This window comes from Tardiphaga sp. vice154, from assembly GCF_007018645.1.
Lineage (GTDB): Bacteria > Pseudomonadota > Alphaproteobacteria > Rhizobiales > Xanthobacteraceae > Tardiphaga.
The window spans coordinates 2,545,209-2,570,424 of the sequence record NZ_CP041399.1; the positions used below are offsets into that span (position 1 = coordinate 2,545,209).

Genomic DNA, 25,216 nt, shown 5'->3' on the forward strand with positions numbered 1-25,216 from the left:
TGGGATGACCTGACGAAACGGCCGTCGCTGATTGATGTAATCCGCGCCGGCCTCTCCACCTGTCGTCCCGGCAAGCGAGCCTGCGAGCGCAAGCCGGGACGACATGGATTACGACCAACCGGAGCTACCATGGAATGACGACCCTTCAGACATCGCTCCCCACGCCCACTCGCCATGTCGGAAAATCCTCAGCCTGGGACCGGCTGCGCACCAACCGCAACTGGCTGGCGCTGTGGTTCATGCTGCCGGCGGCCGCGTTCCTGATCCTGTTCCTGGCCTATCCGCTGTTTCTCGGCGTCTGGATGAGCTTCACCGACGACCGCATCGGCCGCGCCGGCGTGTTCGTTGGACTTGAAAACTACGAATGGCTGAAGGACGATTCGATCTTCTGGCTGTCGGTGTTCAATACGCTGCTCTATACGATCGTCGCTTCCGCCATCAAATTCGTCGTCGGCCTTTATCTGGCGCTGCTGCTTAACCGCCACATGCCGTTCAAGGCGCTGATCCGCGCCGCCGTGCTGATCCCGTTCATCGTGCCGACCGTGCTGTCGGCGATCGCGTTCTGGTGGATCTACGACTCGCAGTTCTCGATCATCTCCTGGTCGCTGATCAAGATGGGATTGATCGACCACAACATCAATTTTCTCGGCGACGGCAACATGGCGCGGGCCAGCGTGATCTTCGCCAATATCTGGCGCGGCGTACCGTTCGTCGCGATCACCCTGCTGGCAGGCCTGCAGACCGTGTCGCCGTCGCTGTACGAGGCCGCGACGCTTGACGGTGCCACAAGCTGGCAGCGCTTCCGCTTCATCACCTATCCCTTGCTGACGCCGATCATCGCGGTCGTCATGACCTTCTCGGTGCTGTTCACCTTCACCGACTTCCAGCTGATCTGGGCGCTGACGCGCGGCGGTCCGGTCAACGCGACCCATCTGATGGCGACGCTGAGCTACCAGCGCGGCATTCTGTCTGGCCGGTTAGGCGAGGGCGCGGCGATCGCCACCGCGATGATCCCGTTCCTGATGGCGGCGATCGCGATTTCCTGGTTCGGCATGCAACGCCGCAAATGGCAGCAAGGCACTGACAATGACTGACGTTCCCGCTAACACCCGCGTCGCCGCTGCCACCGTCGAGCAGGACGACAACAGCGAGGGCATGACCTATCTGGAGTCGCTGCCGAGCCGGATCGTCACGCTCTACATCCCGCTGTTCATCATCGTGGTGATCCTGCTTTTTCCGTTCTACTGGATGGCACTGACCTCGATCAAACCGGACGAACAACTGATCGACATGGAGCGGTTCAATCCGTTCTGGGTGGTCAAGCCGACGCTGAAGCACATCAACAAGCTGTTGTTCGAGACCAACTATCCGCGCTGGCTGTGGAACACGATGTATGTTGCAGCCGCGGCCACGACGCTGTCGATCATTGCCTCGGTGCTCGCCGCCTACGCCATCGTGCGGCTGCGCTTCCGCGGCGCGGAAGTGGTGGGTGCGACGATCTTCATGGCCTATCTGGTGCCGCCGTCGATCCTGTTCATCCCGTTGGCGACGGTAATTCAGGCCTATGGGCTGTTCGACTCGCCGCTGTCGCTGATCCTGATCTATCCGACGCTGCTGATCCCGTTCTCGACCTGGCTGTTGATGGGCTATTTCAAGACCATTCCGTTCGAGCTGGAAGAGTGCGCCCTGATCGACGGCGCGTCGCGCTGGCAGATCCTGGTCAAGATCATCGTGCCGCTCGCGGTGCCCGGCCTGATCTCGGCCTTCATCTTTTCTTTCACGCTGTGCTGGAACGAGTTCATCTACGCGCTGACGTTTTTGCAGTCGACCCAGAACAAGACCGTGCCGGTGGCGATCGTCAATGAATTCGTCGACGGCGACATTTACAAATGGGGCTCGCTGATGGCCGGCGCGCTGGTCGGGTCATTGCCGCTGGTGATTCTGTACGCGTTCTTCGTCGAGCATTACGTGTCGGCGATGACGGGGGCGGTGAAGGAATAATACGACAACGTCGTTCCGGGGCGCGGGCGCACCAGCGCGAGCGAACCCGGAACCTCGACATGTTCAGCGCGCCACACATCGGGATTCCGGGTTCGCTCGCAGCAAACTGCTCGCGCCCCGGAATGACAATAAAATCAAAACCAAGAAACGGAGTCACCCTTGCATATCCTCATCCTCGGCGCCGCCGGCATGGTCGGCCGCAAGCTGGCTGAACGGCTCGTGAAGGACGGCCATCTCGGCGGCCGTGAGATCACCCGCATGACGCTGCAGGACGTGATCGCGCCGGCCAAGCCGGCCGGCGCGGCGCTGCCGATCAGCCTCGTCACCTCCGACTTCGCCGATCCCGCCACCGCCGCGCCGCTGCTGGTGCACCGGCCGGACGCGATCTTCCACCTCGCCGCGATCGTGTCCGGCGAGGCCGAGGCGGAGTTCGACAAGGGCTATCGCATCAATCTCGACGGCACGCGGTTCCTGATCGACGCCATCCGCGCGATTGGCGGCGGCTACAAACCGCGGCTGGTCTTCACCTCGTCGATCGCCGTGTTCGGCGCGCCGTTCCCCGAAAAAATCGGCGACGAATTCTTCCACACGCCGCTGACCTCCTACGGCACGCAGAAGTCGATCTGCGAGATGCTGATCGCCGACTACACGCGCAAGGGGTTTCTCGACGGCATCGGCATCCGGCTGCCGACTATCTGCGTCCGCCCGGGCACGCCGAACAAGGCGGCGTCCGGCTTCTTCTCCAACATCATCCGCGAGCCGCTTGCCGGCCATGAGGCGATCCTGCCGGTCGGCGACGACGTCCGCCACTGGCACGCCTCGCCGCGGTCGGCAGTCGGATTCCTGCTGCATGCCGCCACGATTGATCTTTCGGCGATGGGCGCCCGGCGCAATCTGTCGATGCCCGGCATGTCGGTCACGGTCGGTGAACAGATTGCCGCGCTGGAGCGCGTTGCGGGCAAAGGCGTCGTCGCCCGCATCAAGCGGCAGAGCGATCCGGTGATCTCCGGCATCGTCTCCGGCTGGCCGCGCGATTTCGTCACCGACCGCGCGTTGGGGCTCGGCTTCACCACGGCCGAGAAGACGTTTGACGACATCATCCGAATTCACATTGAGGATGAACTCGGCGGGAAGTTCGTGGCTTAAGGCATCACACTGTCATTCCGGGGCGCGAGCGCGCCAGCGCGAGCGAACCCGGAATCCCGAAGTGTTCATCGTCCCATCTCGGGATTCCGGGTTCGCGACCGGCTGTCGCCGTCCACGCCCCGGAATGACAATTTGCCACCGCAACCCTGCGCCGCGAAAATCGCCGGGTTCCGGCCTCGCCATCCCCCACCGCCCGCGCCTATATTGAGCCCAACGTCGATTACGACATCATGCTCAGGGAGAAACCACCATGACCGCCAGCATCGTAGGATGGGCGCATACGCCGTTCGGCAAGTTCGATGCCGAGACCGTCGAAAGCCTCGTCGTAAAAGTTGCCACCGAGGCGATGGCCGATGCCGGCATCTCGGCCGCCGATGTCGATGAGATCGTGCTCGGCCATTTTAACGCTGGCTTCTCGCCGCAGGATTTCACGGCCTCCCTGGTGCTGCAGGCCGATCCGGCGCTGCGTTTCAAGCCCGCCACCCGCGTCGAGAACGCCTGCGCCACCGGTTCCGCCGCGGTCCAGCAGGGCGTCAAGTCGATCGCTGCCGGTACGGCGAAGATCGTGCTCGTGGTCGGCGTCGAGCAGATGACGCGCACGCCGGGCCCGCAGATCGGCAAGAATTTGTTGCGCGCGTCCTACCTGCCCGAAGACGGCGAAACCCCCGCGGGCTTTGCCGGCGTGTTCGGCGGCATCGCGCAGAAGTATTTCCAGAAATACGGCGACCAGTCGGACGCACTCGCCATGATCGCCGCCAAGAACCACGCCAATGGCGTGCACAACCCCTATGCGCAGATGCGAAAGGACGTCGGCTTCGAGTTCTGCCGTTCTGAGAGCGAGAAAAATCCGTTCGTGGCCGGACCGCTCAAGCGCACCGATTGCTCGCTGGTGTCAGATGGCGCGGCCGCCTTGATCCTGACCGATGCCGAGACCGCAAAAGCGATGGGCAAGGCCGTCACCATCAAGTCGACCGCTCATGCCCAGGACTTTTTGCCGATGTCCAAGCGCGACATCCTGCTGTTCGAGGGCTGCACCGTCGCCTGGCAGCGCGCGCTGGAGAAGGCCGGCGTCACGCTCGACGATCTCTCCTTCGTCGAGACGCATGACTGCTTCACCGTCGCCGAACTGATCGAATACGAGGCGATGGGTCTGACGCCGCGCGGGCAGGGCGCCCGCGCCATCAAGGAAGGCTGGACCCAGAAGGACGGCCGACTGCCGGTCAATCCGTCCGGTGGCCTGAAGGCCAAGGGCCACCCGATCGGCGCCACCGGCGTCTCGATGCATGTGCTGAGCGCGATGCAACTGCTCGGCCAGGCGCCGGAAGGCATGCAGATCAAGAACGCCAAACTCGCCGGCATTTTCAACATGGGCGGCGCGGCGGTGGCGAACTACGTCTCGGTGCTCGAGCCCGCGAAGTAGCGCATGAACATTGCGCAATGGCTGGCGGCGTCGGCGCGGTTGCATCCCGATGCGCCGGCATTGCTGCGCGGCACGACGATCGAGGCCGACTACGCCGCCTTCGCCCGCCGCGCGGCGGCGATCGGCGCCGGGCTGGCGCGCGATTACGGCATCCGGCCCGGCGACCGCGTCGCTTTGTTCATGTCGAACTGCACGGCCTATCTCGAATGCCTCTATGCGGTATGGTGGATCGGCGCGGCGGTGATCCCGATCAATGCCAAGCTGCACGGCCGCGAGGCGGCATGGATCTGCGACAATGCCGGATCGAGGCTGACGCTGGTCGATGACGACAGTGCCGCGGCCTTGTCGTCCGTGATGGAGGACATGCCGGCCGGGATGCAGATGCTGTCGGTGGAGTCCGCCGACTACCGAACCTTGCAGCATGACGACGGCGGCGCGGCGTCGCCGCACGCGCGCGAAATTAGCGACCTTGCCTGGCTGTTCTACACCTCCGGCACCACGGGGCGCCCGAAGGGCGTGATGCTCAGTCACGGCAATCTGGTGGCGATGTCGATGTGCTATCTTGCCGATGTCGATACCGTCTCGCGCGAGGATGCCATCCTCTACGCCGCGCCGATCTCGCACGGCGCCGGCCTGTATAATTTCATCCATGTCCGCATGGCGGCGCGCCATGTCGTGCCGGTATCAGGCGGCTTCGATGCCCCTGAGGTGCTCGACCTCGGCCGGGCCTTGAAGAATGTCGCGATGTTCGCCGCGCCCACCATGGTGCGCCGACTGGTCGATGCCGCGAAACAGCGCGGCGAAACTGGCGAAGGTATACGCACCATCGTCTATGGCGGCGGGCCGATGTATCTCGCCGATATTCGCGACGCGATCACGACGATGGGACAACGTTTTGTCCAAATTTATGGGCAAGGCGAGTCACCGATGACCATCACCTCGCTGCCGCGGTCGTGGCATGCCGACGTCGAACACCCCCGTTTTCTCGAACGCCTCGCTTCGGTCGGTGTCGCGCAGAGCGTCATGCAAGTGCGTATTACCGACGTGGACGGAAAGCCGCTGCGGGCGGGCGAGACCGGCGAGATCGAGGCCAAAGGGCCGACGGTGATGCTGGGCTACTGGAATAACCCCGAAGCCAACGAAGCGACGCTGAAGGACGGCTGGCTGTGTACCGGCGACGTCGGCCGGCTCGACGCGGACGGCTTCCTCACGCTGTCGGATCGCTCCAAGGACGTCATCATCTCCGGTGGCACCAACATCTATCCGCGCGAGGTCGAGGAGGCGCTGCTGACGCATCTGGACGTCCGCGAGGTCTCGGCGATCGGCGTCGCCGATCCGGAATGGGGCGAGATCGTCGTCGCCTGCGTCGTGCTGGAGCAGGGCTCTGCGACCGACGCCGCTGCGCTGGATGCGCATTGCCTGCAGGCTATCGCCCGCTTCAAGCGGCCGAAGCGCTATGTGTTTCTCGAGGCGCTGCCGAAGAACAATTACGGCAAGGTGTTGAAGACGGAATTGCGGGAGCGGATGAAGGGTTGAACTCTTAACCTTCCCTGGAGGGGGAAGGGCGCTCATCGCAATGCGCAGCATCGGGATGCGCGGGGTGGGGTGAATGGCTCTGCCGCCATCGCTTCGCCATTCACCCCACCCCACCCTGTCTCGCACGCGCTTCGCGCGTTGCTGGTCGACCCTCCCCCTCCAGGGGAGGGTCGGAAGAGCGTACCCCGCTTCACGCATGCCGCCTTGCGCCAGCCGGCCTTGATCTTGCGCGAACCATGCCGTTACTAGGCCGGGAATGACGGCGCTTCGGCGCTGCAAATCAACATCGCCCGGGAGCGAACGTCGATATGGGACCACTTGACGGGATCAGGATCATCGACATGACGTCGGTGATGATGGGGCCATATTGCACGCAGACGCTGGGCGATTACGGCGCCGATGTCATCAAGGTGGAATCCCCGGACGGCGACGTGGTGCGGTCCATCGGGCCGATGCGCAATCCCGGAATGGGGCCTATATTTCTCAACACTAACCGCAGCAAGCGCTGCATCTGCCTCGACCTCAAGAAGGAGGAAGGCCGCGCCGCGCTTCTCAGACTGGTCGAGACCGCCGACGTGCTGGTCTATAACGTCCGTCCGGCCGCAATGGCGCGGCTCGATCTGGGTTACGAGGTGATGGCGGCGATCAATCCGCGATTGATCTATGCCGGCGTGTTCGGCTTCAGCCAGTCCGGCCCCTATGCCGCCAAGCCCGCTTATGACGATTTGATCCAGGGTGCGACCGCGCTCGCTTCGTTGAACGCGCAAGTTTCGAGCGACGGCGTGCCGCGCTACGTGCCGAACGCGCTGGTCGACCGCATCGTCGGCATCACCGCGCTCGGCGCGATCCTGGCCTCCGTCGTGCATCGGGACCGCACCGGGGAGGGCCAGCGCGTCGACATCCCGATGTTCGAAACCATGGCGAGCTTCATGATGGGCGATCACATGAGCGGGTTGACCTTCGATCCGCCGCTCGACCAGGGCGGCTATGCCCGCCATTTGTCGCCCGATCGTCGGCCGTACCAGACCTCCGACGGCTATATCTGCGCGATGGTCTATAACGACAAGCAGTGGAAGAGCTTCCTCAAACACGTCGGGCGCGAAGAACTGTTCGACGATCCGCGCTTCGCGACGTTCGTGCAGCGCATTCAGAATATCGACGCCGTCAACGCCGAATTGTCGCGCATCTTCCTGACGCGCTCGACGGCCGAGTGGGCAAAACTGCTCGACGGGGCCGACGTGCCGTCGGCCCCGATGCACACGCTGGCCAGCATGATGGACGACCCGCACATGGTCGCGACGGACTTCTTCCAGCACGCGGAGCATCCGACCGAGGGCGCGGTACGCAACATGAAGGTCGCGGCGACCTGGTCGAAGACGCCGGTCAACCCGACGCGGCTCGCCTCGCATCTCGGCGAGCAGAACGCCGAGGTGCTGGCCGAGGTTGGCTACACCCCGGAGCAGATCGCGAAGCTGACGGCCGACGGCGTGCTGAAGCAGGCCGCCATGCCCGACACGTCGCAGGTCTGATCGCATGAACTTTGCTTATGACGACAACCAAGAAGCCATTCGCGACGCGATCGAAAAGATCTGCGCCGATTTCGACGACGCCTACTGGCTGAAGAAGGACAAGGAGGGCGGCTTCCCCGCCGACTTCCACCAGGCGATGGCGAAAGCCGGCTGGCTCGGCATCTGCATTCCGGAAGAATACGGCGGCTCCGGATTGGGGATCACCGAAGCCGCGATCATGATGCGGACGATTTCGGAATCCGGCGCCGGAATGTCCGGCGCCTCCGCGATCCACATGAATGTGTTCGGGCTCAATCCCGTCGTGGTGTTCGGCACGCCGGAGCAGTGCGCGCGGATGCTGCCGGGCATCGTCGACGGCAGCGAGCGCGCCTGCTTCGCCGTCACCGAACCCAACACCGGCCTCAACACCACGCAACTCAAGACCCGCGCGGTGCGCGACGGCAACAAGTATGTCGTCAACGGCCAGAAGGTGTGGATCTCGACCGCGCAGGTCGCCGAGAAGATCCTGCTGCTGGCCCGCACCACGCCGCTGGAAGACGTCAAGAAGCCGACCCACGGCCTCAGCCTGTTCTACACCGACTTCGATCGCAGCAAGATTGCCGTGCACGAGATCGAGAAGATGGGCCGCAAGGCGGTCGACTCCAACGAGCTGTTCATCGCGGATTTCGAGATCCCGGTCGAGGACCGCATCGGCGAGGAAGGCCGCGGCTTCGACTACATTTTGCACGGGATGAACCCCGAGCGGATCCTGATCGCCGCCGAAGCGGTCGGTCTGGGGCAGGCCGCGCTGAAGCGCGCGGCCGACTATGCCAAGGTGCGAAACGTGTTCAACCGCCCGATTGGCCAGAACCAGGCGATCCAGCATCCTTTGGCGAAGAACTGGATGGAGCTGGAGGCGGCGTGGCTGATGGTGCTGTCGGCCGGCTGGCAATACGACCAGGAGATGCCGTGCGGTCCGGCTGCGAACGCCGCAAAATATCTCGCGGGCGAAGCGGGCTACCACGCCTGCGAGCAGGCGGTGATGACGCATGGCGGCTTCGGCTATGCCAAGGAATATCACGTCGAGCGCTATTTGCGGGAATCCCTGATCCCGCGCATCGCGCCGATCAGCCCGCAGCTGATCCTGTCCTTCATCGCCGAGCGCGTGCTCGGCCTGCCGAAGTCGTATTGATGTTGTTGATTTGTCATTCCGGGGCGGGCGCAGCGCGAGCTGCGCGCGAACCCGGAATCCCGACATGTTCAGCGCAAAACATTCCGGGATTCCGGGTCTGCACCATCCGGCTTCGCCGTCTGTCGCATCCCGGAATGACAGAGGGAGGCGGCGCATGAGCTACATCACCGGCGTCGGCCTCACGCCATTCGGCAAGCATGAAGGCTCGTCCACCCTCGACCTGATGAGCACTGCCGCCGAGTCCGCGCTCGCCGACGCCGGGCTCAAGCGCTCCGACATCGACGGCTTCCTGTGCGGTTATTCGACCACCATGCCGCACATCATGCTGGCGACCGTGTTCGCCGAGCATTTCGGCATCACGCCGTCCTATGCCCATGCCATCCAGGTCGGCGGCGCGACGGGGATGGCGATGGCGATGCTGGCGCACACGCTGGTCGATGCCGGCGTTGCCCGGCACATTCTCGTCGTCGGCGGCGAAAACCGGCTCTCCGGCCAAAGCCGTGACGCCTCGATCCAGGCGCTCGCGCAGGTCGGGCATCCCGTCTATGAGGTCCCGCTCGGCCCGACCATCCCGGCCTATTACGGACTCGTGGCATCGCGCTACATGCATGAATACGGCGTGACGCAGGAAGACCTCGCCGAATTCGCCGTCTTGATGCGCGCGCACGCGCTCACCCATCCCGGCGCGCAGTTTCACGAGGCGATCACCGTCGCCGACGTGATGGCCTCGAAGCCGATCGCCACGCCGCTCAAGCTGCTGGACTGCTGCCCGGTATCCGACGGCGGCGCAGCCTTCGTCGTCAGTCGGGAGCCGACCGGCGAGAGCGCGATCCGCGTCCGCGGCGCGGCGCAGGCACATACCCATCAGCACGTCACCGCGGCACCGGCCTTGTCCGAACTCGGCGCCGAGATCGCCATTGCCCGCGCGAAACATGCAAGCGGCATCGCGATCTCCGACGTCCGCTACGCCGCCGTCTATGACAGCTTTACCATCACGCTGGCGATGCTGCTGGAAGACCTCGGCCTTGCCGCCCGCGGCGAGGCGGCGGACCGCGTGCGTGCCGGACACTTCGGACAGCACGGCGCCATGCCGCTCAACACCCATGGCGGGTTGTTGAGCTATGGCCATTGCGGCGTCGGCGGCGCCATGGCGCATTTGGTCGAGACGCAGCTACAGATGACCGGCCGCGCCGGCAACCGCCAGGTTCGCGACGCCTCGGTCGCGCTGCTGCATGGCGACGGCGGCGTGCTGTCGTCGCATGTCAGCATGTTTCTGGAGCGGGTGCGATGAAGCCGGCCGACGACTGGACTACCAATGTGGCGGCGATCAGCTACCAAAGCTGTGCTGCCTGCGGCGCGAAGCAATATTTTCGCCGCGCCTTCTGCGCCGCCTGCGGTGCGCCGGATCCCGAGGACAGGACCGCCAGCGGGCAGGGCACCGTCTACGCGACGTCGCTGGTGCTTCGCGCCGGCACGCCGGAGGCCCGCGAGCACGTGCCCTACAATATCGTCCTGATCGACACCGCCGAAGGCTTTCGCATGATGGCCCACGGTGCCCCCGACCTCGTCATCGGCGACCGCGTGACGGCGCGTTACACGCGCTTCACCGGCCGCCTCGTTCCGTTCTTCGAAAGGAATGGTTGATGGGCGGCCTTCGATGTGACGCGAAGGCGGTCGTAAAACCCCTCCCCCTTGCGGGGAGGGTCGGCCGAACGGAGAACGATGCAACGCATCGTTCGGAGTGGAGGCCGGGGTGGGGGTGCCCCAAACTCCGACAGCGTTTGGGGCGACCCCCACCCGGCACGCTTGTTCGCTGCGCTCTCAAGCGCGCCACCCTCCCCGCAAGGGGGAGGGTAAGATCAGCGCTCCGCGTCTTCTTTAAAACGTCACCACGCCGCGGATCGACTTGCCCTGCTTCATCAGATCAAACCCCTTGTTGATGTCGGACAGCGGCATCACATGGGTGATCATCGGGTCGATCTGGATCTTGCCCTGCATGTACCAGTCGACGATCTTCGGCACATCTGTCCGTCCCCGCGCGCCGCCGAAGGCCGAGCCGCGCCAGACCCGGCCGGTGACCAGCTGGAACGGCCGCGTCGAGATTTCGGCTCCGGCCGGCGCCACGCCGATCACGATCGATTCACCCCAGCCGCGGTGGCAGGCTTCCAGCGCCTGCCGCATCACCGTGACGTTGCCGGTGCAATCGAAGGTGTAATCGGCGCCGCCGATCTGGTCGGCGCCTGATTTGGTCATGTTGATGAGGTGCGGCACAAGGTCTTTGCCGAGTTCGGTCGGGTTGACGAAATGCGTCATGCCGAAGCGCTCGCCCCACGGCTTGCGGTCGTTGTTGAGGTCGACGCCGATGATCATGTCGGCGCCGGCGAGCCGCAGGCCCTGCAGCACGTTGAGGCCGATGCCACCCAGCCCGAATACGATCGCCTTGGCGCCTTGCTCGACCTTGGCGGTATTGATCACCGCGCCGATGCCGGTGGTGACGCCGCAGCCGATGTAGCAGACCTTGTCGAACGGCGCGTCTTCGCGGATCTTGGCGACCGCGATCTCCGGCAGCACGGTGTAATTGGCGAAGGTCGAGGTGCCCATATAATGGTGCAGCGGCTTTCCCTCCATCGAGAAGCGCGAAGTGCCGTCCGGCATCATGCCTTGGCCTTGCGTGGCGCGGATCGAGGTGCAGAGGTTGGTTTTTCGCGAGAGGCACGACGGGCACTGCCGGCACTCCGGCGTGTACAACGGGATGACATGGTCGCCGGGCTTCACCGAGGTGACGCCGCGGCCGACCTCGACGACGATGCCGGCGCCTTCATGGCCGAGGATCGCCGGGAACAGGCCTTCGGGATCGGCACCCGACAGCGTGAATTCGTCGGTGTGGCAGATGCCGGTCGCCTTGATCTCGATCATGACCTCGCCATCGCGCGGTCCTTCGAGCTGAACGGTGGTGATCTCCAGCGGCTTGCCGGCAGCGATGGCAACGGCGGCGCGAACGTCCATGGCGGTTCCTCATCTTTGGTCGGGTATGTGTTTGCCGCGAGTGGCCCCGCGCAATTCGTGATTGCCGCATAGCATAGGATCGGGCAACTCAGTCGGCAAATGAAACATACATTTCAGAGTGCTGCAGCGCGCACGATCCCGGTGGTCTTCGTGCTGCTGTGGAGCACCGGCTTCATCGCCACCAAATATGTGCTGACCGGGGCAGAGCCGCTGACCTATCTCACGGTCCGCATGGCGCTCGCAGTGGCGATCATGGCGGTGGTGGTCGCCATCATCAGACCGCGCTGGCCGGATCGCGCCGGCGTCGGCCACTCGATCGTCGCGGGCATCCTGGTGCAGGGCTTGTATCTCGCCGGCACCGTGCTCGCGGTGGCGCATTCGGTGCCGGTCGGGTTGTCGGCGCTTATCCCCGGACTGCAACCCGTATTGACCTCGACGCTGGCGAGCCGCTTCCTCGGCGAACGTGTCACGCCGCTGCAGTGGGGCGGCCTGCTGCTCGGCCTCGTCGGGGTCGGCCTCATCCTGCACGGCCGGCCGATCACCGGCGACGCCGGCTGGGGCTGGCTGGCCTCTGCGGCATCGCTGGTCAGCATCACGCTGGGCACGCTGTACCAGAAGCGCTTCTGCGGCGGCATCGACTGGCGTGCCGGCAGCCTGATCCAGCAATTCGCCGCCCTCGTGCTGCTCGGCCTCGGCGCCTGGGCCTTCGAGAGCAACATGATCGTCTGGTCGATGCAGTTCGTGCTGGCCGTGTCGTGGCTCGCGGTGGTGCTGTCGATCGGCACGGTCGGGCTGTTGTACTGGCTGTTGCGGCGGCAGGCTTCGAGCCAGGTCGCGAGCCTGTTCTATCTGGTGCCGGCGGTGACGGCCCTGATGGCCTACATCCTGTTCGGCGAGACGCTCGACGCGGTCGCCATCACCGGCATGGTCGCCTGCGGCGCCGCGGTGCTGGTGGTTCGCGGGCGGGGATGAGTGAGCGCTATCTGGCTTAGACCGGATGTCCATGTTCATCGCACCGCTCCCCGGTGGGGAGAGGAGAGGAAGCACCGACCAAGAAAAAGCCTCCGGGCTTGGACCCGGAGGCTTTCACTTCACAGCGAGCTGTGAGGGTCTTACTTCTTGGACTTCTTGGCAACCTTCTTGGCCTTCTTCGGAGCGGCCTTCTTGGCCTTCTTCGGAGCAGCCTTCTTCACGGCCTTCTTGGCGGTGGTCTTCTTCACGGCCTTCTTGGCGGCGGTCTTCTTGGCGGCCTTCGGAGCCTTCTTCGCGGTTTTCTTCACTGCTTTTGCCACTGTCTTGTTCGCTTTCTTGGTTTTCTTCGCCGAGGATTTCTTGGCCGAAGATTTCGGGGTGGACTTCTTCACGGCTTTCTTTGCCGCGGGCTTCTTCGCCGCTTTCTTGGTGGTGGCCTTGCGGACCTTCGTCACCAAGGAAGTGGCGGCTTCTTTTGTCGCATCGGCAGCGCTGCTTAAGGCGTCTGTCATCTGCTCCAAAATCGGTGTGTCGTCTTTCATCTTATCCCCCAAAGGTTATCGATTCTCTGACGATAGTCCGATTCGCTTCTCAGATGAAGTGTGAGCGACGTGTAGTCAACTGTTTCGTGTCGTCGCATACGCTTTCAATGCACGCTCGCGACCAATTTTGTGTTCGACGATCGGCATCGGATAGGTCTCGCCGAGCGTGACGCCCGCGCGCGCAAACTCTAGCGGGCTAGCATTCCAGGGTTGGTGGATGAACTTCGACGGCATGTCTTTCAGCTCCGGCACCCAGCGTCGGACGTAGACTCCATCGGGGTCAAATTTTTCTCCCTGAAGGATCGGATTGAAGACGCGGAAGTAGGGCGCGGCATCCGCACCGGAGCCTGCCACCCATTGCCAGTTGGCCGGATTGCTGCCGGCGTCGGCATCGACGAGTGTATCCCAGAACCATCGTTCGCCTTCGCGCCAGTCGATCAGGAGGTGTTTGACGAGGAAGGAAGCGACCACCATGCGGACGCGATTGTGCATGGTGCCGGTGTGCCAGAGCTCGCGCATGCCGGCGTCGATGATCGGGTAGCCGGTCTGTCCGCGCTGCCAGGCCAGTAGCGAACGGTCGTCGCGCCGCCAGGGAAAGGCATCGAACGAGCTCTGCAGATTGCGCGTGGCGAGGTCCGGGACGTCGAACAACAGGTGCCGGCAGAACTCCCGCCAGCCGACCTCGCTGAGGAATTTGTTGATGTCGGCGGCATGTTTCGGTTGCTCGGCAGCGGAAAAGCGCGCCGCGTACCAGACCTGACGCGGACTGATCTCGCCGAACCGGAGGTGCGGCGACAGGCGCGACGTGGCTTCGCGATCGGGCCGGTCGCGGTCGGTCGCGTAGCCGGCGACCGCGCCCTTCAGCAACAGATCGAGCCGCTTGTGCGCGGCCGCTTCGCCGGGCGTCCACATCCCGCGCAAGCCGGAAGCCCAGTCCGGCGTTGTCGGCTCGAGCTTCCAGTCGGACAGTTTGTCGCTGGCGACGCCGGGCGCCGGCTTCAGTTTCGTTGGTGCCGGCAGCGGCTTTGCCGGATCGCCCATCGCCAGAATGCGCTTCCAGAATGGCGTGAACACCCGCAGGCCGCGGCCCTCCTTGGTACGGATCGCTTTCGGCGTCACCAGCAAGTCGCCTGCGTAGCTGTGGGCGCCGACATTGAGGTCGGCCAGTGCTTCGACCACTTCGTCGGCGACCGCGAGGTGAGGGGTCTGCGCAATCTCGTTCCAGTGCACATGACCGGCACCGGCTTCGCGCGCGACGGCCGCGATCATGTCGGCCGCTGCGCCGCGGCGCAGCACCAGCGTGCCGCCGATGCGTTTCAGGCTGGCCTCAAGCGTACGGAGCGATTGCGCCAGCCACCAGCGCGTGGCGCCGCCGATCGGCCGGGCGGTCGGCGCGAGTGCCGTGCTGACCTCGTCGAGCACATAGAGACAGATCACCGGCGCGCCGCTCATCGACGCAGCATGAAGGGCAGGATGATCGGACAGGCGAAGGTCGTCGCGAAACCAGACGATATGGGGGGAGGAATCGGTCATGTTTCTGATGTAACACGCGACTCCGACATTCGATCAGGGTTCAAATACCTGCGGTATCTTGCAACCATGTTTCTGTTGGTGCGTAACTAGTCAGTCCCTTGCGCTCAAGCACATTCCGGAGGTCGTCGTGAAGCGATACGCAATTCTCTATTTGGCAACATTCATCGTCATGCTGCCGCTGGACCTGTTCTTCCTGGGCACCATCGCCAAGGGGTTCTTCTCGTCGCAGGTCGGCGACATGCTGGGCCCGGTCCGCATGGCGCCTGCGGTTCTGTTCTACTGTCTCTACATCGTCGGCATCCTGGTCTTCGTGAACGGCTCACCGGACGCGACCTGGCAGTCGACCCTGGTGTATGGCGCGCTGTTCGGCTTGTTCTGCTATGCGACCTTCGAGCTGACGGCCCTGGCGCTCCTCAAGCACTGGACCTGGCCCGTCGTCATCGTCGATATCAGCTGGGGCACCTTCGTCACGGCGACGACGGCGACGCTCGGCCTGCTGCTGGCCAACTGGGTGAGCTCGAAGATTTGATGACAGGGTAGGGTGGGCAAAGGCGCCCTTGCGGCGTGCCCACCAGCTGTCCACGCCTCATCATGGTGGTGGGCACGCCGTCGCGCGCTGCGCGCCCGTCGGCTTTGCCCACCCTACCAGCACATGAAAAAGGGCGCCCCGCATCGGCAGGGCGCCCTTTCTCTTGACCATGCGCCGCAATTACTTCGGCTGCGGCACGATCCGGATATACGGCTTCGGCGCTTTCCAGCCGTCGGGATAGATCGTCTTGGCTTCCTCGTCGGTGACGGAGCCGGCGATGATGACGTCCTCGCCCTGCTGCCAGTCGGCCGGGGTGGCGACGCGGTGCTTGGCGGTCATCTGCAACGAGTCGATCACGCGCAGGATCTCCGCAAAGTTGCGGCCGGTGGTCATCGGATAGACCAGCACCAGCTTGATCTTCTTGTCCGGGCCGATCACGAACACGTTGCGCACGGTGGCGTTGTCGGCGGCGGTGCGGCTGTTGGCGTCGCCGGAGACGGCGGCCGGCAGCATGTCATAGAGCTTGGAGACGTTGAGGTCGGTGTCGCCGATCATCGGGAAGGTCGGGCCGTACCCTTGCGTCTCCTTGATGTCCTCGACCCACAGCGAGTGCTTGGTGACGGGATCGACGCTGAGCCCGATCAGCTTGACGCCGCGACGGTCGAACTCCGGCTGTAGCTTGGCCAGCGCGCCGAGCTCGGTGGTGCACACGGGGGTGAAGTCCTTCGGATGCGAGAACAGCATCGCCCAGCTGTCGCCGATCCAGTCGTGGAATTTGATGCGGCCGGCAGTGGTCTCGGCTTCGAAGTCAGGCGCCACGGCGCCAATTTGCAGGGTCATAGGTCGGCCTCATGTCATTCAAGTTGAAGATGAACTTGGCAGCCGACTTATAGGCAACGTCGGCGCGGAAAGGAACACCGCCCGGAAAAAGGCACAACACGTTCTTTGTGCAGCGGGTTGGTGGGCAAATTGTTTCGCGTGCTGCCCCTGCGACAAAACGATCACCTTCACGTTTAAGCGTTCGCCGCCGCGAAGTTGCCGCGAGGCCGGCCCAATCCCGCCCGACCGCGTTGCGACACCGATGAACCGGAACGCGACGCGGCGTAACAAACAAGCAACCTCATGCGACGCGCGCAACTACGGGAACGATTATTAACGAAGTGTTAGGTCCTGCATGGAATTGCTGGGCTTCAGAACGAGAGAGAAGAGCAGGACCCCATGTTGACCGCCCCCGCAGCCGCCGTCGCCGGCGCCATCGAGACCTCCGAGATCCTTGACCGCCGCAGCGCGGCGCAGGCCCTCGCCATCGTGCGCGATGGGGTCATCACCGGTGAGGGACCGACCACCCGCGGCCGTATCCATTATTCCCGTGCCCTCGATGCCGATGACGCCGCCTGGTGTGCGCGCATCCTCACCGCCGCCGGGGTCGCCAGCGAGCCGGTCAGCCGCGCCGAAGCCGAGACGTTGTTCGCCATCAACGAAGCCGCCGCCGAACGCAGCGATGAAGGCGCGTTCGACGATCTGTTCGCCAAGGCAGTCGTGCACCACGCCGCGTCCGCCTCCGGCCTGCCGGTGCCGTCGCGCACCGTCGCGCTGTCGCCGGATACGGCAATCGAGAGCTGGGCGCCGACCCGCGCCGTCGGCGTCAACATCGAAGTGCTGGAATGGATCTCCGCCCAGATGCGCGGCAAGCGCGTCAACAACCGCACGCTGATGACCCTGGTGGCGACCATCGTCGGCGCCGCGACGCTGCCGATGGCCGGCTTGCCGAAGGTGTTCGACATCGGCATGTAAGTTAAGGCCAGTTCTCACGAATTTGACGACGGCGGGCTTCGGCCCGCCTTTTTCGTTTATGCGGCGCATGGGAGGTGAGCGAGGTCGTTGGCGCGACCCTGCCGCGTCGCAAAATCCGGTTGCGGGGAGGGCGAATTTGGGCGAAAGCCGGGATGGCAGATCGGTTGGTCTGCCCAATCAGATGACAGGGGAACGCATGGCAAATTCCGCCTCAAGAAAGTCCGCGGTCGGTCCGTTGCTGCCGCGACCTTTTCGTCGTCTGCCGAATTGTGACAGCCGCTCCCGCGTGCCAGATTGCGTCAGCCCGCTCGGCCGGACCCCGCTCAAAGGTGGCAAGTAACATCCCATGTTCAAACGTATCCTGATCGCCAATCGCGGCGAGATCGCCTGCCGCATCATCAAGTCCGCCCGCCGCATGGGCATCCAGACCGTCGCGGTCTATTCCGAGGCCGACCGTGACGCGCTGCATGTCGCGATGGCCGACGAGGCCGTGCTGATCGGCCCGCCGGCGGCCAGTGAAAGCTATTTGCTGATCGAGAAGATCATCGAGGCCTGCCGCAAGACCGGCGCCGAGGCTGTGCATCCCGGCTACGGCTTCCTGTCGGAGCGCGAAGCGTTTCCGCGTGCGCTGGAAGCCGCCGGAATCGTGTTCATCGGCCCCAACCCGGGCGCCATCGCCGCGATGGGGGACAAGATCGAATCCAAGAAGGCGGCGGCCAAGGCCAACGTCTCCACCGTGCCCGGCCATCTCGGCGTCATCACCGACGGCAAGCACGCCATCAAGATCGCCGACGAGATAGGCTATCCCGTGATGATCAAGGCCTCCGCCGGCGGTGGCGGCAAGGGCATGCGGATCGCGTACTCGACCTCTGAAGTCGAGGAGGGCTTCGGCCTGGCAACCGCCGAGGCGAAGTCCTCGTTCGGCGACGACCGCGTGTTCATCGAAAAGTTCATCGTCGATCCCCGGCACATCGAGATCCAGGTGCTCGGCGACAAGCACGGCAACGTGATCTATCTCGGCGAGCGCGAATGCTCGATCCAGCGCCGCAACCAGAAGGTCATCGAGGAGGCCCCGTCGCCCTTGCTGGACGAAACCACCCGGCGGAAAATGGGCGAGCAGGCGGTCGCATTGGCCAAGGCCGTGAACTACGATTCCGCCGGCACGGTGGAATTCGTCGCCGCCCAGGATAAGAGCTTCTACTTCCTGGAGATGAACACCCGTCTGCAGGTCGAGCATCCCGTCACCGAACTAATCACCGGCGTCGATCTGGTGGAGCAGATGATCCGCGTGGCCGCCGGCGAGAAGCTGCAGATGGCGCAGAAGGATGTCACGCTGACCGGCTGGGCGGTGGAATCCCGCGTCTATGCCGAGGACCCGTTCCGCAACTTCCTGCCCTCCATCGGCCGTCTGGTGAAGTACCGTCCGCCCGCCGAGAGCCGCGTCGACGGCATCACCGTGCGTAACGACACCGGCGTGCAGGAGGGCGGCGAGATCTCGATCTATTACGATCCGATGATCGCCAAGCTGGTCACGCACGCGCCGTCGCGCGCCGCCGCCATCGAGGCGCAATCGCACGCGCTCGATGCCTTCTATATCGACGGCATCCGCCACAATATTCCGTTCCTGTCGGCCTTGATGAGCCACCCGCGCTGGCGCGAGGGGAATCTCTCCACCGGCTTCATCGCCGAGGAATTCCCCAAGGGCTTTGCCGCGCGCAAGCCGGAGGGCGAGGTGGCGCGCCGCATCGCTGCGGTGGGCGCGGCCATCGACCATGTGATCGGCGAGCGCAAGCGGCAGATTTCCGGCCAGCTAACCGGCCGTCCGGTGCTCCGTGCCGGCCGCCGCGCGGTGTGGCTGGAGCGCGAGGAGATCGTGCTGGAGGTGGCGCGCGAGGATTTCGGCATTGCCGTACGCTTCGTCGCGCGCGATGGCAGCGTCGGCACCGCGCACCTGATTGCCTCGACCTGGACGCCGGGGCAGCCGGTCTGGGAAGGCAACATCGACGGCCATCCGGTGGCCATGCAAGTGCGGCCGATCCCCAACGGCATTCGCCTTGCGCATCAAGGCTATGAGGTCGCGGTCAACGTGTTCACCGAGGCTGAGGCCGCGTCGGCGCGGCTGATGCCGGTCGGCGTCAAGGCCGACACCGGCAAGAAGCTGCTGTGCCCGATGCCGGGCCTGGTGGTGTCGATCGCCGTCACCGAGGGACAGGACATCAAGGCCGGCGAGACGCTCGCCGTCGTGGAGGCGATGAAGATGCAGAACGTGCTGCGCGCCGAGCGCGACGGCATCGTCAAGAAGATCCACGCCACGGCCGGCGCGACGCTCGCGGTCGACGCGCTGATCCTGGAATTCGCATGACCTTCCGTACCCGTCGCGAGGCACTGCGCGCGATCCTGTCGGGCTCGCAATGCCTGCGTCCGGCTTCGGTCTATGACGCGATTTCGGTGCGCATCGCGGAGGATATCGGCTTCGAGGTCGGCATGTTCGGTGGCTCCGCGGCCTCGCTCGCGGTGCTCGGCGATCCCGATATCGCACTGATCACGCTGTCCGAGCTGGCCGAGCAGATGCGGCGGATGTCGCGCGCCGCGGCGTTGCCGGTGCTGGTCGATGCCGATCATGGCTACGGCAATGCCATGAACGTCCGCCGCACCGTGCAGGAATTGGAGATGGCGGGCGCCGCCGGCCTGACCATCGAGGACACGCAGCTTCCGGCCGCCTATGGCGAGGCGAAGCCGCAACTGATTGCGCTGCAGGAAGGCGTAGGCAAGATCAGGGCCGCGCTCGAGGCGCGGCGCGATTCTTCGCTGGTGATCGTGGCACGCACCGGCGCTGCCTCCATCGCCTCTATCGACGACGCCATCGCGCGAGCGCGGGCCTATGAGGCGCAGAGCCCCGACGCGCTGATGTTCACCGGCGTAAAGACGCGGGCCGAACTCGAAACCATTGCCGCGGCGACGACGCTTCCGATCGTGCTGGGCGGATTGACCGACGACATCACCGATTGGGACTTCCTCGCCCGCCAGCGCGTCCGCATTGCCGTGCAGGGCCACGCGCCGATCGCCGCGGCGACGCAGGCGGTGTTCGCCACGCTGACGGCGATCCGCGATGGCGTAGCGCCAAAGGATCTGCCTGGTCTGGCGTCGTCGGATCTGCTGGACTGGGTGACGCGCGCAGCCTTGGTGAAGCAGCGCGGCGGCGACTTCCTCGGCCTGAAGAAATCATGAGCGATACGATCCGGCACGTCACCGTCAAGGGCCGCGTGCAGGGCGTCGGCTATCGCGCATGGGTTGCCCACACCGCTGACGACCTCGGCCTAGAAGGCTGGGTCCGCAACCGCCGCGACGGCATCCTATCACGGCGTGGCTGACTTAAGCGTAGGATATCGGGGGCTCTGAACTGTCAATCTGCTTAAGGCACTTTTCAATGCGAGCAGGAAAAACAGATTTGAACTTCAACATACTTAAGATTGCCCACTGCTGAATCTTTAGAAGTTCTTCGGAGTCCGCATCAATACCACCATCGTGATATGTGGCGATACGGCAGGCTCTTTTCTCGTCGAGGCGCTCCCAGCTCAAGGTCGAGCCGAACTCGTTTTCTATCTCCTCCTTTTGACTGTAAAGGCAATCAAAAAGTCGCTCGTTCTTACCTTTGTCTCCGCAGTCGAGGTAGGTCTCTACGCGGACTCGATCGCCGTTGGCAAAGCTGGTGCCATACTTATAAATTCGCGAATTATCGGAGGCAAAAGTGTACCAGTTTTGCGGCTGTCCAGCTCTTGCATTAGTGAAATGGTGCTTTTCGCGAAGCTCGTCGATGAGAGCTTGAAAATATTCTCTGTATCTTTCACGTGTTTCGGAAATCGGTTGTGCGCCCTCTGGCGTCGTGGCTGCAACTTCCGTCGGTCGCGATACGACGCTCAGCACGAAGGCCGGCTTCGAGTTGTCAATCCGTATGACCGAGGCTTCTAAAGCGTATAACCTGAGGCTCTCCTTTAAATTCTGGTTTAGGAAATCTATCGCGGATTTGTGCTCCGATCGAATGCTCTCAGCAATCCAAACGACAACACCTGCACCGAGGACAGAAGAATACGTGATTAATTGCCCTAAGTGGCGATGGTCTGTGTTCCCAAACTGATTTTCAATAACCACCAGATGATTTGTAGAGAGGTCTCTCGCTATAATGTCAGCAGAAAAATCTCCCGCAGATGCTTCCGTGCTTTCTAATTCGAGATCCATCCCCAACTTTTGGGCTAATACGTCTAAGTTTTGCGCAAGCCATGGCGTAAAATGCGTAGCCTCTCCGGACCAAACGTCTCTGAGCGGCAGATTTACTATCGCACCTAGTTCCAACATGATGTTCACCGGCCGTCGAATTCGCTGACATATGAAGTTGAGACATAAGGAAAATTTTTCTGTTTGGTCAATTGTTGATCTAACGCACGGGCGCGCGCCTACGAGGTGCTTGCTCGACTGGGTGACGCGCGCCGCGTTGGTGCGGCAGCGCTACGGCGAATTTCTGGGATTGAGCAAGCCATGAGCGATACGATCCGGCACGTCACGATCCGCGGTCGCGTGCAGGGCGTCGGCTATCGCGCATGGGTTGCCCACACCGCCGACGGCCTCGGCCTCGAAGGCTGGGTCCGCAATCGCCGCGACGGGAGCGTCGAGGCGGTGCTCGCAGGGCCTGTCGATATCGTCGAGCAGATGATCGAGCACTGTCGCCGCGGCCCGAGCCACGCGCGCGTCGATACGGTCGCGGCGACGGAGGCCGGCGCCGACATGCTGAACCTCCGGAACGCCGGCGAAGATTTCTCGGTGCTGCCGACGCTCTGACGGCGGTTGCGCCGTCAATTGACAAAAATCCTATAGCGGCATATAGTCCTCTTGTCCGGTTCGACGAGGGGCGCTGTCATGAGGCGTCTGATAGTGGAGCCGGAGGCGGTGTCCTGCGCGTGTGCCTCGCAAGCACACCCCGGGAGGCCGGGGGTCGCCGTCCGGGCCTATTACGGGGCTCTGCCGCTCTTTGTCGGCTGGACGCGGGATAGGTGACGGCGGGAAACCGCCGGGCGCGGGCTGAGGCCCGAACCGCACCAGGTCCCCGGAAGCACGGTCCCCCGGCCAAAAACCACCGCGGTGGCGCGCCCGCAGGCGCCGCGATCCATCGCAAGATGGACCGCGTCCCAACCACCACAACCGCGCCTGACGGCGCGCCGCTCCCCTCATGTCTGGAGGGGAGAACTGCTCACAGCTCGGACGCCACTGGCGCCGCGAGAACGAGACCGCTCGGCTGTTTGACATTCAGATCGGAATTTGCCGCGAGTGCGGATCTTCATCTTTCCCGGAACAGGAGAGACTAACAAAGGACAACCGCGCGCTTACACCAGCGTTTCCGGCACACGCGTGCCGGTTTCACCGAACACCTCGCCGAACGCCTGCCGCAATGCGACGTCGATATCTTCCATGCTCACCGGCAGGCCGAGATCGACCACGCTGGTGACCCCAAAGCGCGGATCGACAATGCCGCAGGGCACGATCGACTGGAAATGGCCGAGGTCCGGTTCGACATTGATCGAGATGCCGTGAAACGACACCCAGCGCCGCAGCCGGACGCCGATCGCGGCGATCTTGTCCTCATGGCCATCACCCTTGTCGGGCCGGGTCACCCAGACGCCGACGCGGTCCTCGCGGCGCTCGCCGCGGACGTTAAAGGCGGCGAGCGTCCGGATGATCCATTGCTCCAGCGAGGCGACGTAAGCGCGCACGTCCGGCCGCCGCGCCTTGAGGTCGAGCATCACATAGGCGATGCGCTGGCCGGGGCCGTGATAGGTCAGCTGGCCGCCGCGGCCGGTCTCGAACAGCGGAAAACGTGCATCCAGCAGATCGCCGGGCTTGCCCGATGTGCCGGAGGTGTACAGCGGCGGATGTTCGAGCAGCCAGACCAGTTCCGGCGCGGTGCCGTCGGCGATGGAAGCGGCGCGCGATTCCATCTCCGCGACAGCTTCGGGATAGGGAATCGGCGTGTCCGACACCCGCCATTCCACCGCGGGGCCGTCATCGCCGCGTAAAAACGGCTGGATATCGAGGGTGTTTCGGTCGTTAACCATTGGGTAACCATAAGATGGTGATGTCGAATTTAGTGCAATCTTGCATCTGTGACTGCGGGGCCCGCGTGCCAACCCTCGATAAAATTACGGTCGACATCATGGTGGTCCTCGGGACCACCTCGATGCCTGTGCATCAGGTGATGCGGCTCAGCCGCGGCGCCATCATTGAACTCGACGCCAGCGAGCAGGACGAGGTGAAAATCCTCGCCAACAACCTGCCGATCGCCTCCGGCGTCGTGCAGGTCAACCGCAACCGGATCGCGGTCGAAGTCAAGCAGATGCTGCCCAGGACCTCTGAACACAGATAGGTGGCGGCAATCTCGCATCGGGCCTTGTCCCCCCATCATTGTTTTGTTACATCGGCGCCGGTTGATCCGGTTGGCGAAAGCCCTCGCCGGACTCTTTAGCGCTCGTGGCGGAATTGGTAGACGCGCTGCCTTGAGGTGGCAGTCCGTAACAGGGTGGGGGTTCGAGTCCCTCCGAGCGCACCACACACCTCATCACATTGATATAATTGAAATTTCTGGTGTGAACTCCGGGTCGGGTCACACAAGCCCTTCATCCGGGATGTTCAGCAGTTTTCCGCAGGCCTTGCAGTGGACCGCGTCGGCGTCGTGGCGCTGCAATCCGCAGTCCGGGCAGCGGAATCGCACCTTGGCCGGGCTGAACAGCACGCGCGCCAGGTTCAGGAACAGCGTCACCCCGAAGATCATGATCGCCACGGTGATCAGCCGGCCCATGGTGCCGGGCAGGGTGATGTCGCCGAAGCCGGTGGTGGTGAGCGCCGTGACCGTGAAATACAGCGCGTCGGCATAGTTGACGATCTGCGGATTGCTGTGGCGCTGGGTCTCGTAGACCACGCCGGTCATCACGAAAATGAACACCGACAGATTGGCCAGCGCGGTGATCAGGTCCTCGTGGCGGCGAAACAGCGGGCTGTCGCGGCGCAGATGCTGGACCACGCTGAAGGTGCGCAGCAGCCGCAGCGTGCGTAGCACGCGCAGGAAGCCGGCCGCCTCGCCGCTGGCGGACGCCAGCAGCGAGCCGATCACGGCGACATCGGTCCAGGTGGTGAAGCGCAGCAATTCGCGCAGCGGCCGCCGGATCGCCATGAAGCGCGCCGCGAATTCGATCAGGAAGATGACGCCGAAGCCGAGGTCTACCGCGCGGATCATGTCGCTGCGCGGCAGGAACGAGGTCGCGATGATGAACAGCATCGAGACGAAATCGAACGCCAGCAATCCATAGAGAAACCAGCGGGTCTGCGCATCGCGGCCCTCATAAAGAAGGCGCATCCGCAGCCGTAACCGGTGGAAGGCTGTGCTGCCGGGCTCGATATGGCTCGCAGACGTTTCGGACATGGTGCTACTCTGGATCGGGGTCAGCCGGGACGTGACGCAATAATGGCAGACGAGACAGGCCGGCGGCGATAGAACCGTGCACAAGTGGGCGTTACGCTACATGCCGTATAATACCTTCAAGCCTCGGTAACGAGTTCAAGCTAGCAACGCCGCGACGCCGCGGATGGCCCGCGGATCGCCTTGATGGGCCGGAGCGACCATGAAATTTCTCAGCTATGCCTATCGTTTTACGTCCAACTTCGCGTTTTTGGCGCTGGTCTATTTCAGCCTGAACTTTATCGCCGAATATCAGCAGCGCACCATTATCGCGGCGCTGGTGCTGGCCTATGCGGTGATGCGCGCGGTGTCGGCGCTGCGCACGTTCTACTTCTTCAAGTGCATCGAGCGGCTGGAGCTGGAGACCCGCCGTCTTGGCGGGCTGTCGCTGGAAGGGCCGTCGGCGGTGGCCTCGCGCAAGCTGATCGTCAAGGAAGTGGTCGAACAGCGCCAGGCCGGCGAGATTAAGTCCTATATCGACCTGCTGTTCCTCGGGATCATCGTGGTGCTGTGCATAGCCAAGATCGTGTCCTGAC

General features: G+C 63.8%; 25 protein-coding genes, 1 tRNA gene and 1 pseudogene. 20 read left to right on the top strand and 7 right to left on the bottom strand.

What is annotated here, in order from left to right; translation table 11 throughout:
* Positions 1–134: 134 nt before the first annotated feature.
* The 9 genes from FIU28_RS11850 to FIU28_RS11890 all read left to right on the top strand — a co-directional run bounded on the left by FIU28_RS11850 (position 135) and on the right by FIU28_RS11890 (position 10,447).
* A complete protein-coding gene (locus FIU28_RS11850) occupies positions 135–1,094 on the top strand; it encodes a carbohydrate ABC transporter permease (protein WP_143573164.1) in 960 nt (319 codons plus the stop codon).
* Positions 1,087–2,001: a carbohydrate ABC transporter permease gene (locus FIU28_RS11855; RefSeq protein ID WP_143573165.1), complete on the top strand. Its 915-nt coding sequence runs from the start codon at positions 1,087–1,089 to the stop codon at positions 1,999–2,001. Before FIU28_RS11850 ends, FIU28_RS11855 begins: the two co-directional genes overlap by 8 nt.
* Positions 2,002–2,160: 159 nt before the next feature.
* A complete protein-coding gene (gene denD, locus FIU28_RS11860) occupies positions 2,161–3,147 on the top strand; it encodes a D-erythronate dehydrogenase (protein ID WP_143573166.1) in 987 nt (328 codons plus the stop codon).
* 250 nt (positions 3,148–3,397) lie between these two features.
* Positions 3,398–4,567: an acetyl-CoA acetyltransferase gene (locus tag FIU28_RS11865; protein WP_143573167.1), complete on the top strand. Its 1,170-nt coding sequence runs from the start codon at positions 3,398–3,400 to the stop codon at positions 4,565–4,567.
* A 3-nt stretch (positions 4,568–4,570) separates the two neighbouring features.
* Positions 4,571–6,103, top strand: a complete 1,533-nt coding sequence (locus FIU28_RS11870; protein ID WP_143573168.1) for a class I adenylate-forming enzyme family protein — start codon at positions 4,571–4,573, stop codon at positions 6,101–6,103.
* Between the two features lie 308 nt (positions 6,104–6,411).
* Entirely contained in the window at positions 6,412–7,632 is a 1,221-nt protein-coding gene (locus tag FIU28_RS11875) for a CaiB/BaiF CoA transferase family protein (RefSeq protein ID WP_143573169.1), read from the top strand.
* Positions 7,633–7,636: 4 nt separating this feature from the next.
* Positions 7,637–8,803: an acyl-CoA dehydrogenase family protein gene (locus tag FIU28_RS11880; RefSeq protein ID WP_143573170.1), complete on the top strand. Its 1,167-nt coding sequence runs from the start codon at positions 7,637–7,639 to the stop codon at positions 8,801–8,803.
* Between the two features lie 154 nt (positions 8,804–8,957).
* Positions 8,958–10,094 (top strand): thiolase family protein, encoded by a 1,137-nt coding sequence (locus FIU28_RS11885; RefSeq protein ID WP_143573171.1) that lies wholly within the window; start codon positions 8,958–8,960, stop codon positions 10,092–10,094.
* Positions 10,091–10,447, top strand: coding sequence for a Zn-ribbon domain-containing OB-fold protein (locus tag FIU28_RS11890; RefSeq protein ID WP_143573172.1), 357 nt, complete (start codon positions 10,091–10,093; stop codon positions 10,445–10,447). The genes FIU28_RS11885 and FIU28_RS11890 overlap by 4 nt, the downstream gene beginning before the upstream one ends.
* A 234-nt stretch (positions 10,448–10,681) precedes the next feature.
* Here the strand turns inward: FIU28_RS11890 and FIU28_RS11895 are convergent, their stop codons facing one another.
* On the bottom strand, positions 10,682–11,809 hold the full coding sequence (locus FIU28_RS11895) for an S-(hydroxymethyl)glutathione dehydrogenase/class III alcohol dehydrogenase (protein ID WP_143573173.1): 1,128 nt from the start codon (positions 11,807–11,809) through the stop codon (positions 10,682–10,684).
* A 99-nt stretch (positions 11,810–11,908) separates the two neighbouring features.
* Here FIU28_RS11895 and FIU28_RS11900 point away from each other — a divergent pair, with 99 nt between their 5' ends.
* Entirely contained in the window at positions 11,909–12,781 is an 873-nt protein-coding gene (locus tag FIU28_RS11900; protein ID WP_143573174.1) for a DMT family transporter, read from the top strand.
* Between the two features lie 140 nt (positions 12,782–12,921).
* Here FIU28_RS11900 and FIU28_RS26955 read toward each other — a convergent pair whose 3' ends face one another.
* The gene (locus tag FIU28_RS26955; protein ID WP_210245500.1) at positions 12,922–13,089 is read right to left on the bottom strand and encodes a hypothetical protein; all 168 of its coding nucleotides are present in this window, start codon (positions 13,087–13,089) and stop codon (positions 12,922–12,924) included.
* Positions 13,090–13,141: 52 nt separating this feature from the next.
* Here FIU28_RS26955 and FIU28_RS26960 point away from each other — a divergent pair, with 52 nt between their 5' ends.
* A complete protein-coding gene (locus FIU28_RS26960; RefSeq protein ID WP_210245501.1) occupies positions 13,142–13,387 on the top strand; it encodes a hypothetical protein in 246 nt (81 codons plus the stop codon).
* An 11-nt stretch (positions 13,388–13,398) separates the two neighbouring features.
* On the opposite strand, the gene FIU28_RS11910 is transcribed toward FIU28_RS26960, so the two are convergent.
* Complete coding sequence (locus FIU28_RS11910; RefSeq protein WP_143573176.1) at positions 13,399–14,856, bottom strand: cryptochrome/photolyase family protein; 1,458 nt, start codon at positions 14,854–14,856, stop codon at positions 13,399–13,401.
* 127 nt (positions 14,857–14,983) lie between these two features.
* Between FIU28_RS11910 and FIU28_RS11915 the strand changes: the two genes are divergently transcribed.
* Complete coding sequence (locus FIU28_RS11915) at positions 14,984–15,385, top strand: DUF2177 family protein (protein ID WP_143573177.1); 402 nt, start codon at positions 14,984–14,986, stop codon at positions 15,383–15,385.
* A gap of 180 nt (positions 15,386–15,565) precedes the next feature.
* Here the strand turns inward: FIU28_RS11915 and FIU28_RS11920 are convergent, their stop codons facing one another.
* Positions 15,566–16,225 (bottom strand): peroxiredoxin, encoded by a 660-nt coding sequence (locus FIU28_RS11920; protein WP_143573178.1) that lies wholly within the window; start codon positions 16,223–16,225, stop codon positions 15,566–15,568.
* Positions 16,226–16,603: 378 nt separating this feature from the next.
* On the opposite strand from FIU28_RS11920, the gene FIU28_RS11925 reads away from it, so the two are divergent.
* From FIU28_RS11925 to FIU28_RS11940, 4 genes and pseudogenes are all read left to right on the top strand, one after another.
* Positions 16,604–17,179, top strand: a complete 576-nt coding sequence (locus tag FIU28_RS11925) for a hypothetical protein (protein ID WP_143573179.1) — start codon at positions 16,604–16,606, stop codon at positions 17,177–17,179.
* Between the two features lie 346 nt (positions 17,180–17,525).
* Positions 17,526–19,541, top strand: a complete 2,016-nt coding sequence (locus FIU28_RS11930; RefSeq protein WP_143573180.1) for an acetyl-CoA carboxylase biotin carboxylase subunit — start codon at positions 17,526–17,528, stop codon at positions 19,539–19,541.
* Positions 19,538–20,407: an isocitrate lyase/PEP mutase family protein gene (locus FIU28_RS11935; RefSeq protein ID WP_143573181.1), complete on the top strand. Its 870-nt coding sequence runs from the start codon at positions 19,538–19,540 to the stop codon at positions 20,405–20,407. The genes FIU28_RS11930 and FIU28_RS11935 overlap by 4 nt, the downstream gene beginning before the upstream one ends.
* Positions 20,404–20,529 (top strand): annotated as a pseudogene (locus FIU28_RS11940) (acylphosphatase); the annotation flags it as partial. The gene FIU28_RS11935 and the pseudogene FIU28_RS11940, both read left to right, overlap by 4 nt.
* 22 nt (positions 20,530–20,551) lie before the next feature.
* On the opposite strand, the gene FIU28_RS11945 reads toward FIU28_RS11940, so the two are convergent.
* A complete protein-coding gene (locus tag FIU28_RS11945) occupies positions 20,552–21,532 on the bottom strand; it encodes a DUF4268 domain-containing protein (protein ID WP_246660996.1) in 981 nt (326 codons plus the stop codon).
* 180 nt (positions 21,533–21,712) lie between these two features.
* Between FIU28_RS11945 and FIU28_RS11950 the strand changes: the two genes are divergently transcribed.
* Positions 21,713–22,012 carry an acylphosphatase gene (locus FIU28_RS11950; protein ID WP_143573183.1) on the top strand — a complete coding sequence of 100 codons (300 nt, stop codon included), beginning with the start codon at positions 21,713–21,715 and terminating at the stop codon, positions 22,010–22,012.
* A gap of 542 nt (positions 22,013–22,554) precedes the next feature.
* Here FIU28_RS11950 and lipB read toward each other — a convergent pair.
* Positions 22,555–23,283, bottom strand: coding sequence for a lipoyl(octanoyl) transferase LipB (gene lipB, locus FIU28_RS11955; RefSeq protein ID WP_143573184.1), 729 nt, complete (start codon positions 23,281–23,283; stop codon positions 22,555–22,557).
* Positions 23,284–23,303: 20 nt separating this feature from the next.
* On the opposite strand from lipB, the gene FIU28_RS11960 reads away from it, so the two are divergent.
* Together FIU28_RS11960 and FIU28_RS11965 are read left to right on the top strand one after the other, a co-directional pair.
* Entirely contained in the window at positions 23,304–23,591 is a 288-nt protein-coding gene (locus FIU28_RS11960; RefSeq protein WP_143576152.1) for a FliM/FliN family flagellar motor switch protein, read from the top strand.
* Positions 23,592–23,689: 98 nt separating this feature from the next.
* A tRNA-Leu gene (locus FIU28_RS11965) sits at positions 23,690–23,774 on the top strand.
* 54 nt (positions 23,775–23,828) lie between these two features.
* On the opposite strand, the gene FIU28_RS11970 is transcribed toward FIU28_RS11965, so the two are convergent.
* The gene (locus FIU28_RS11970; protein ID WP_143573185.1) at positions 23,829–24,644 is read right to left on the bottom strand and encodes a potassium channel family protein; all 816 of its coding nucleotides are present in this window, start codon (positions 24,642–24,644) and stop codon (positions 23,829–23,831) included.
* Positions 24,645–24,843: 199 nt separating this feature from the next.
* Here FIU28_RS11970 and FIU28_RS11975 point away from each other — a divergent pair, with 199 nt between their 5' ends.
* Positions 24,844–25,215 carry a hypothetical protein gene (locus FIU28_RS11975; RefSeq protein ID WP_143573186.1) on the top strand — a complete coding sequence of 124 codons (372 nt, stop codon included), beginning with the start codon at positions 24,844–24,846 and terminating at the stop codon, positions 25,213–25,215.
* The last annotated feature ends 1 nt before the right edge of the window (position 25,216 follow it).

Excerpts from the sequence above, each read along its gene's own strand:
- FIU28_RS11850 (WP_143573164.1), top strand. The coding sequence starts at position 135 with ATGACGACCCTTCAGACATCGCTCCCCACGCCCACTCGCCATGTCGGA.
- FIU28_RS11855 (WP_143573165.1), top strand. The coding sequence starts at position 1,087 with ATGACTGACGTTCCCGCTAACACCCGCGTCGCCGCTGCCACCGTCGAG.
- FIU28_RS11865 (WP_143573167.1), top strand. The coding sequence starts at position 3,398 with ATGACCGCCAGCATCGTAGGATGGGCGCATACGCCGTTCGGCAAGTTC.
- FIU28_RS11870 (WP_143573168.1), top strand. The coding sequence starts at position 4,571 with ATGAACATTGCGCAATGGCTGGCGGCGTCGGCGCGGTTGCATCCCGAT.
- FIU28_RS11875 (WP_143573169.1), top strand. The coding sequence starts at position 6,412 with ATGGGACCACTTGACGGGATCAGGATCATCGACATGACGTCGGTGATG.
- FIU28_RS11880 (WP_143573170.1), top strand. The coding sequence starts at position 7,637 with ATGAACTTTGCTTATGACGACAACCAAGAAGCCATTCGCGACGCGATC.
- FIU28_RS11885 (WP_143573171.1), top strand. The coding sequence starts at position 8,958 with ATGAGCTACATCACCGGCGTCGGCCTCACGCCATTCGGCAAGCATGAA.
- FIU28_RS11890 (WP_143573172.1), top strand. The coding sequence starts at position 10,091 with ATGAAGCCGGCCGACGACTGGACTACCAATGTGGCGGCGATCAGCTAC.
- FIU28_RS11895 (WP_143573173.1), bottom strand. The coding sequence starts at position 11,809 with ATGGACGTTCGCGCCGCCGTTGCCATCGCTGCCGGCAAGCCGCTGGAG.
- FIU28_RS11900 (WP_143573174.1), top strand. The coding sequence starts at position 11,909 with ATGAAACATACATTTCAGAGTGCTGCAGCGCGCACGATCCCGGTGGTC.
- FIU28_RS11910 (WP_143573176.1), bottom strand. The coding sequence starts at position 14,856 with ATGACCGATTCCTCCCCCCATATCGTCTGGTTTCGCGACGACCTTCGC.
- FIU28_RS11920 (WP_143573178.1), bottom strand. The coding sequence starts at position 16,225 with ATGACCCTGCAAATTGGCGCCGTGGCGCCTGACTTCGAAGCCGAGACC.
- FIU28_RS11925 (WP_143573179.1), top strand. The coding sequence starts at position 16,604 with ATGTTGACCGCCCCCGCAGCCGCCGTCGCCGGCGCCATCGAGACCTCC.
- FIU28_RS11930 (WP_143573180.1), top strand. The coding sequence starts at position 17,526 with ATGTTCAAACGTATCCTGATCGCCAATCGCGGCGAGATCGCCTGCCGC.
- FIU28_RS11935 (WP_143573181.1), top strand. The coding sequence starts at position 19,538 with ATGACCTTCCGTACCCGTCGCGAGGCACTGCGCGCGATCCTGTCGGGC.
- FIU28_RS11945 (WP_246660996.1), bottom strand. The coding sequence starts at position 21,532 with ATGTTGGAACTAGGTGCGATAGTAAATCTGCCGCTCAGAGACGTTTGG.
- FIU28_RS11950 (WP_143573183.1), top strand. The coding sequence starts at position 21,713 with ATGAGCGATACGATCCGGCACGTCACGATCCGCGGTCGCGTGCAGGGC.
- lipB (WP_143573184.1), bottom strand. The coding sequence starts at position 23,283 with ATGGTTAACGACCGAAACACCCTCGATATCCAGCCGTTTTTACGCGGC.
- FIU28_RS11960 (WP_143576152.1), top strand. The coding sequence starts at position 23,304 with ATGTCGAATTTAGTGCAATCTTGCATCTGTGACTGCGGGGCCCGCGTG.
- FIU28_RS11970 (WP_143573185.1), bottom strand. The coding sequence starts at position 24,644 with ATGTCCGAAACGTCTGCGAGCCATATCGAGCCCGGCAGCACAGCCTTC.
- FIU28_RS11975 (WP_143573186.1), top strand. The coding sequence starts at position 24,844 with ATGAAATTTCTCAGCTATGCCTATCGTTTTACGTCCAACTTCGCGTTT.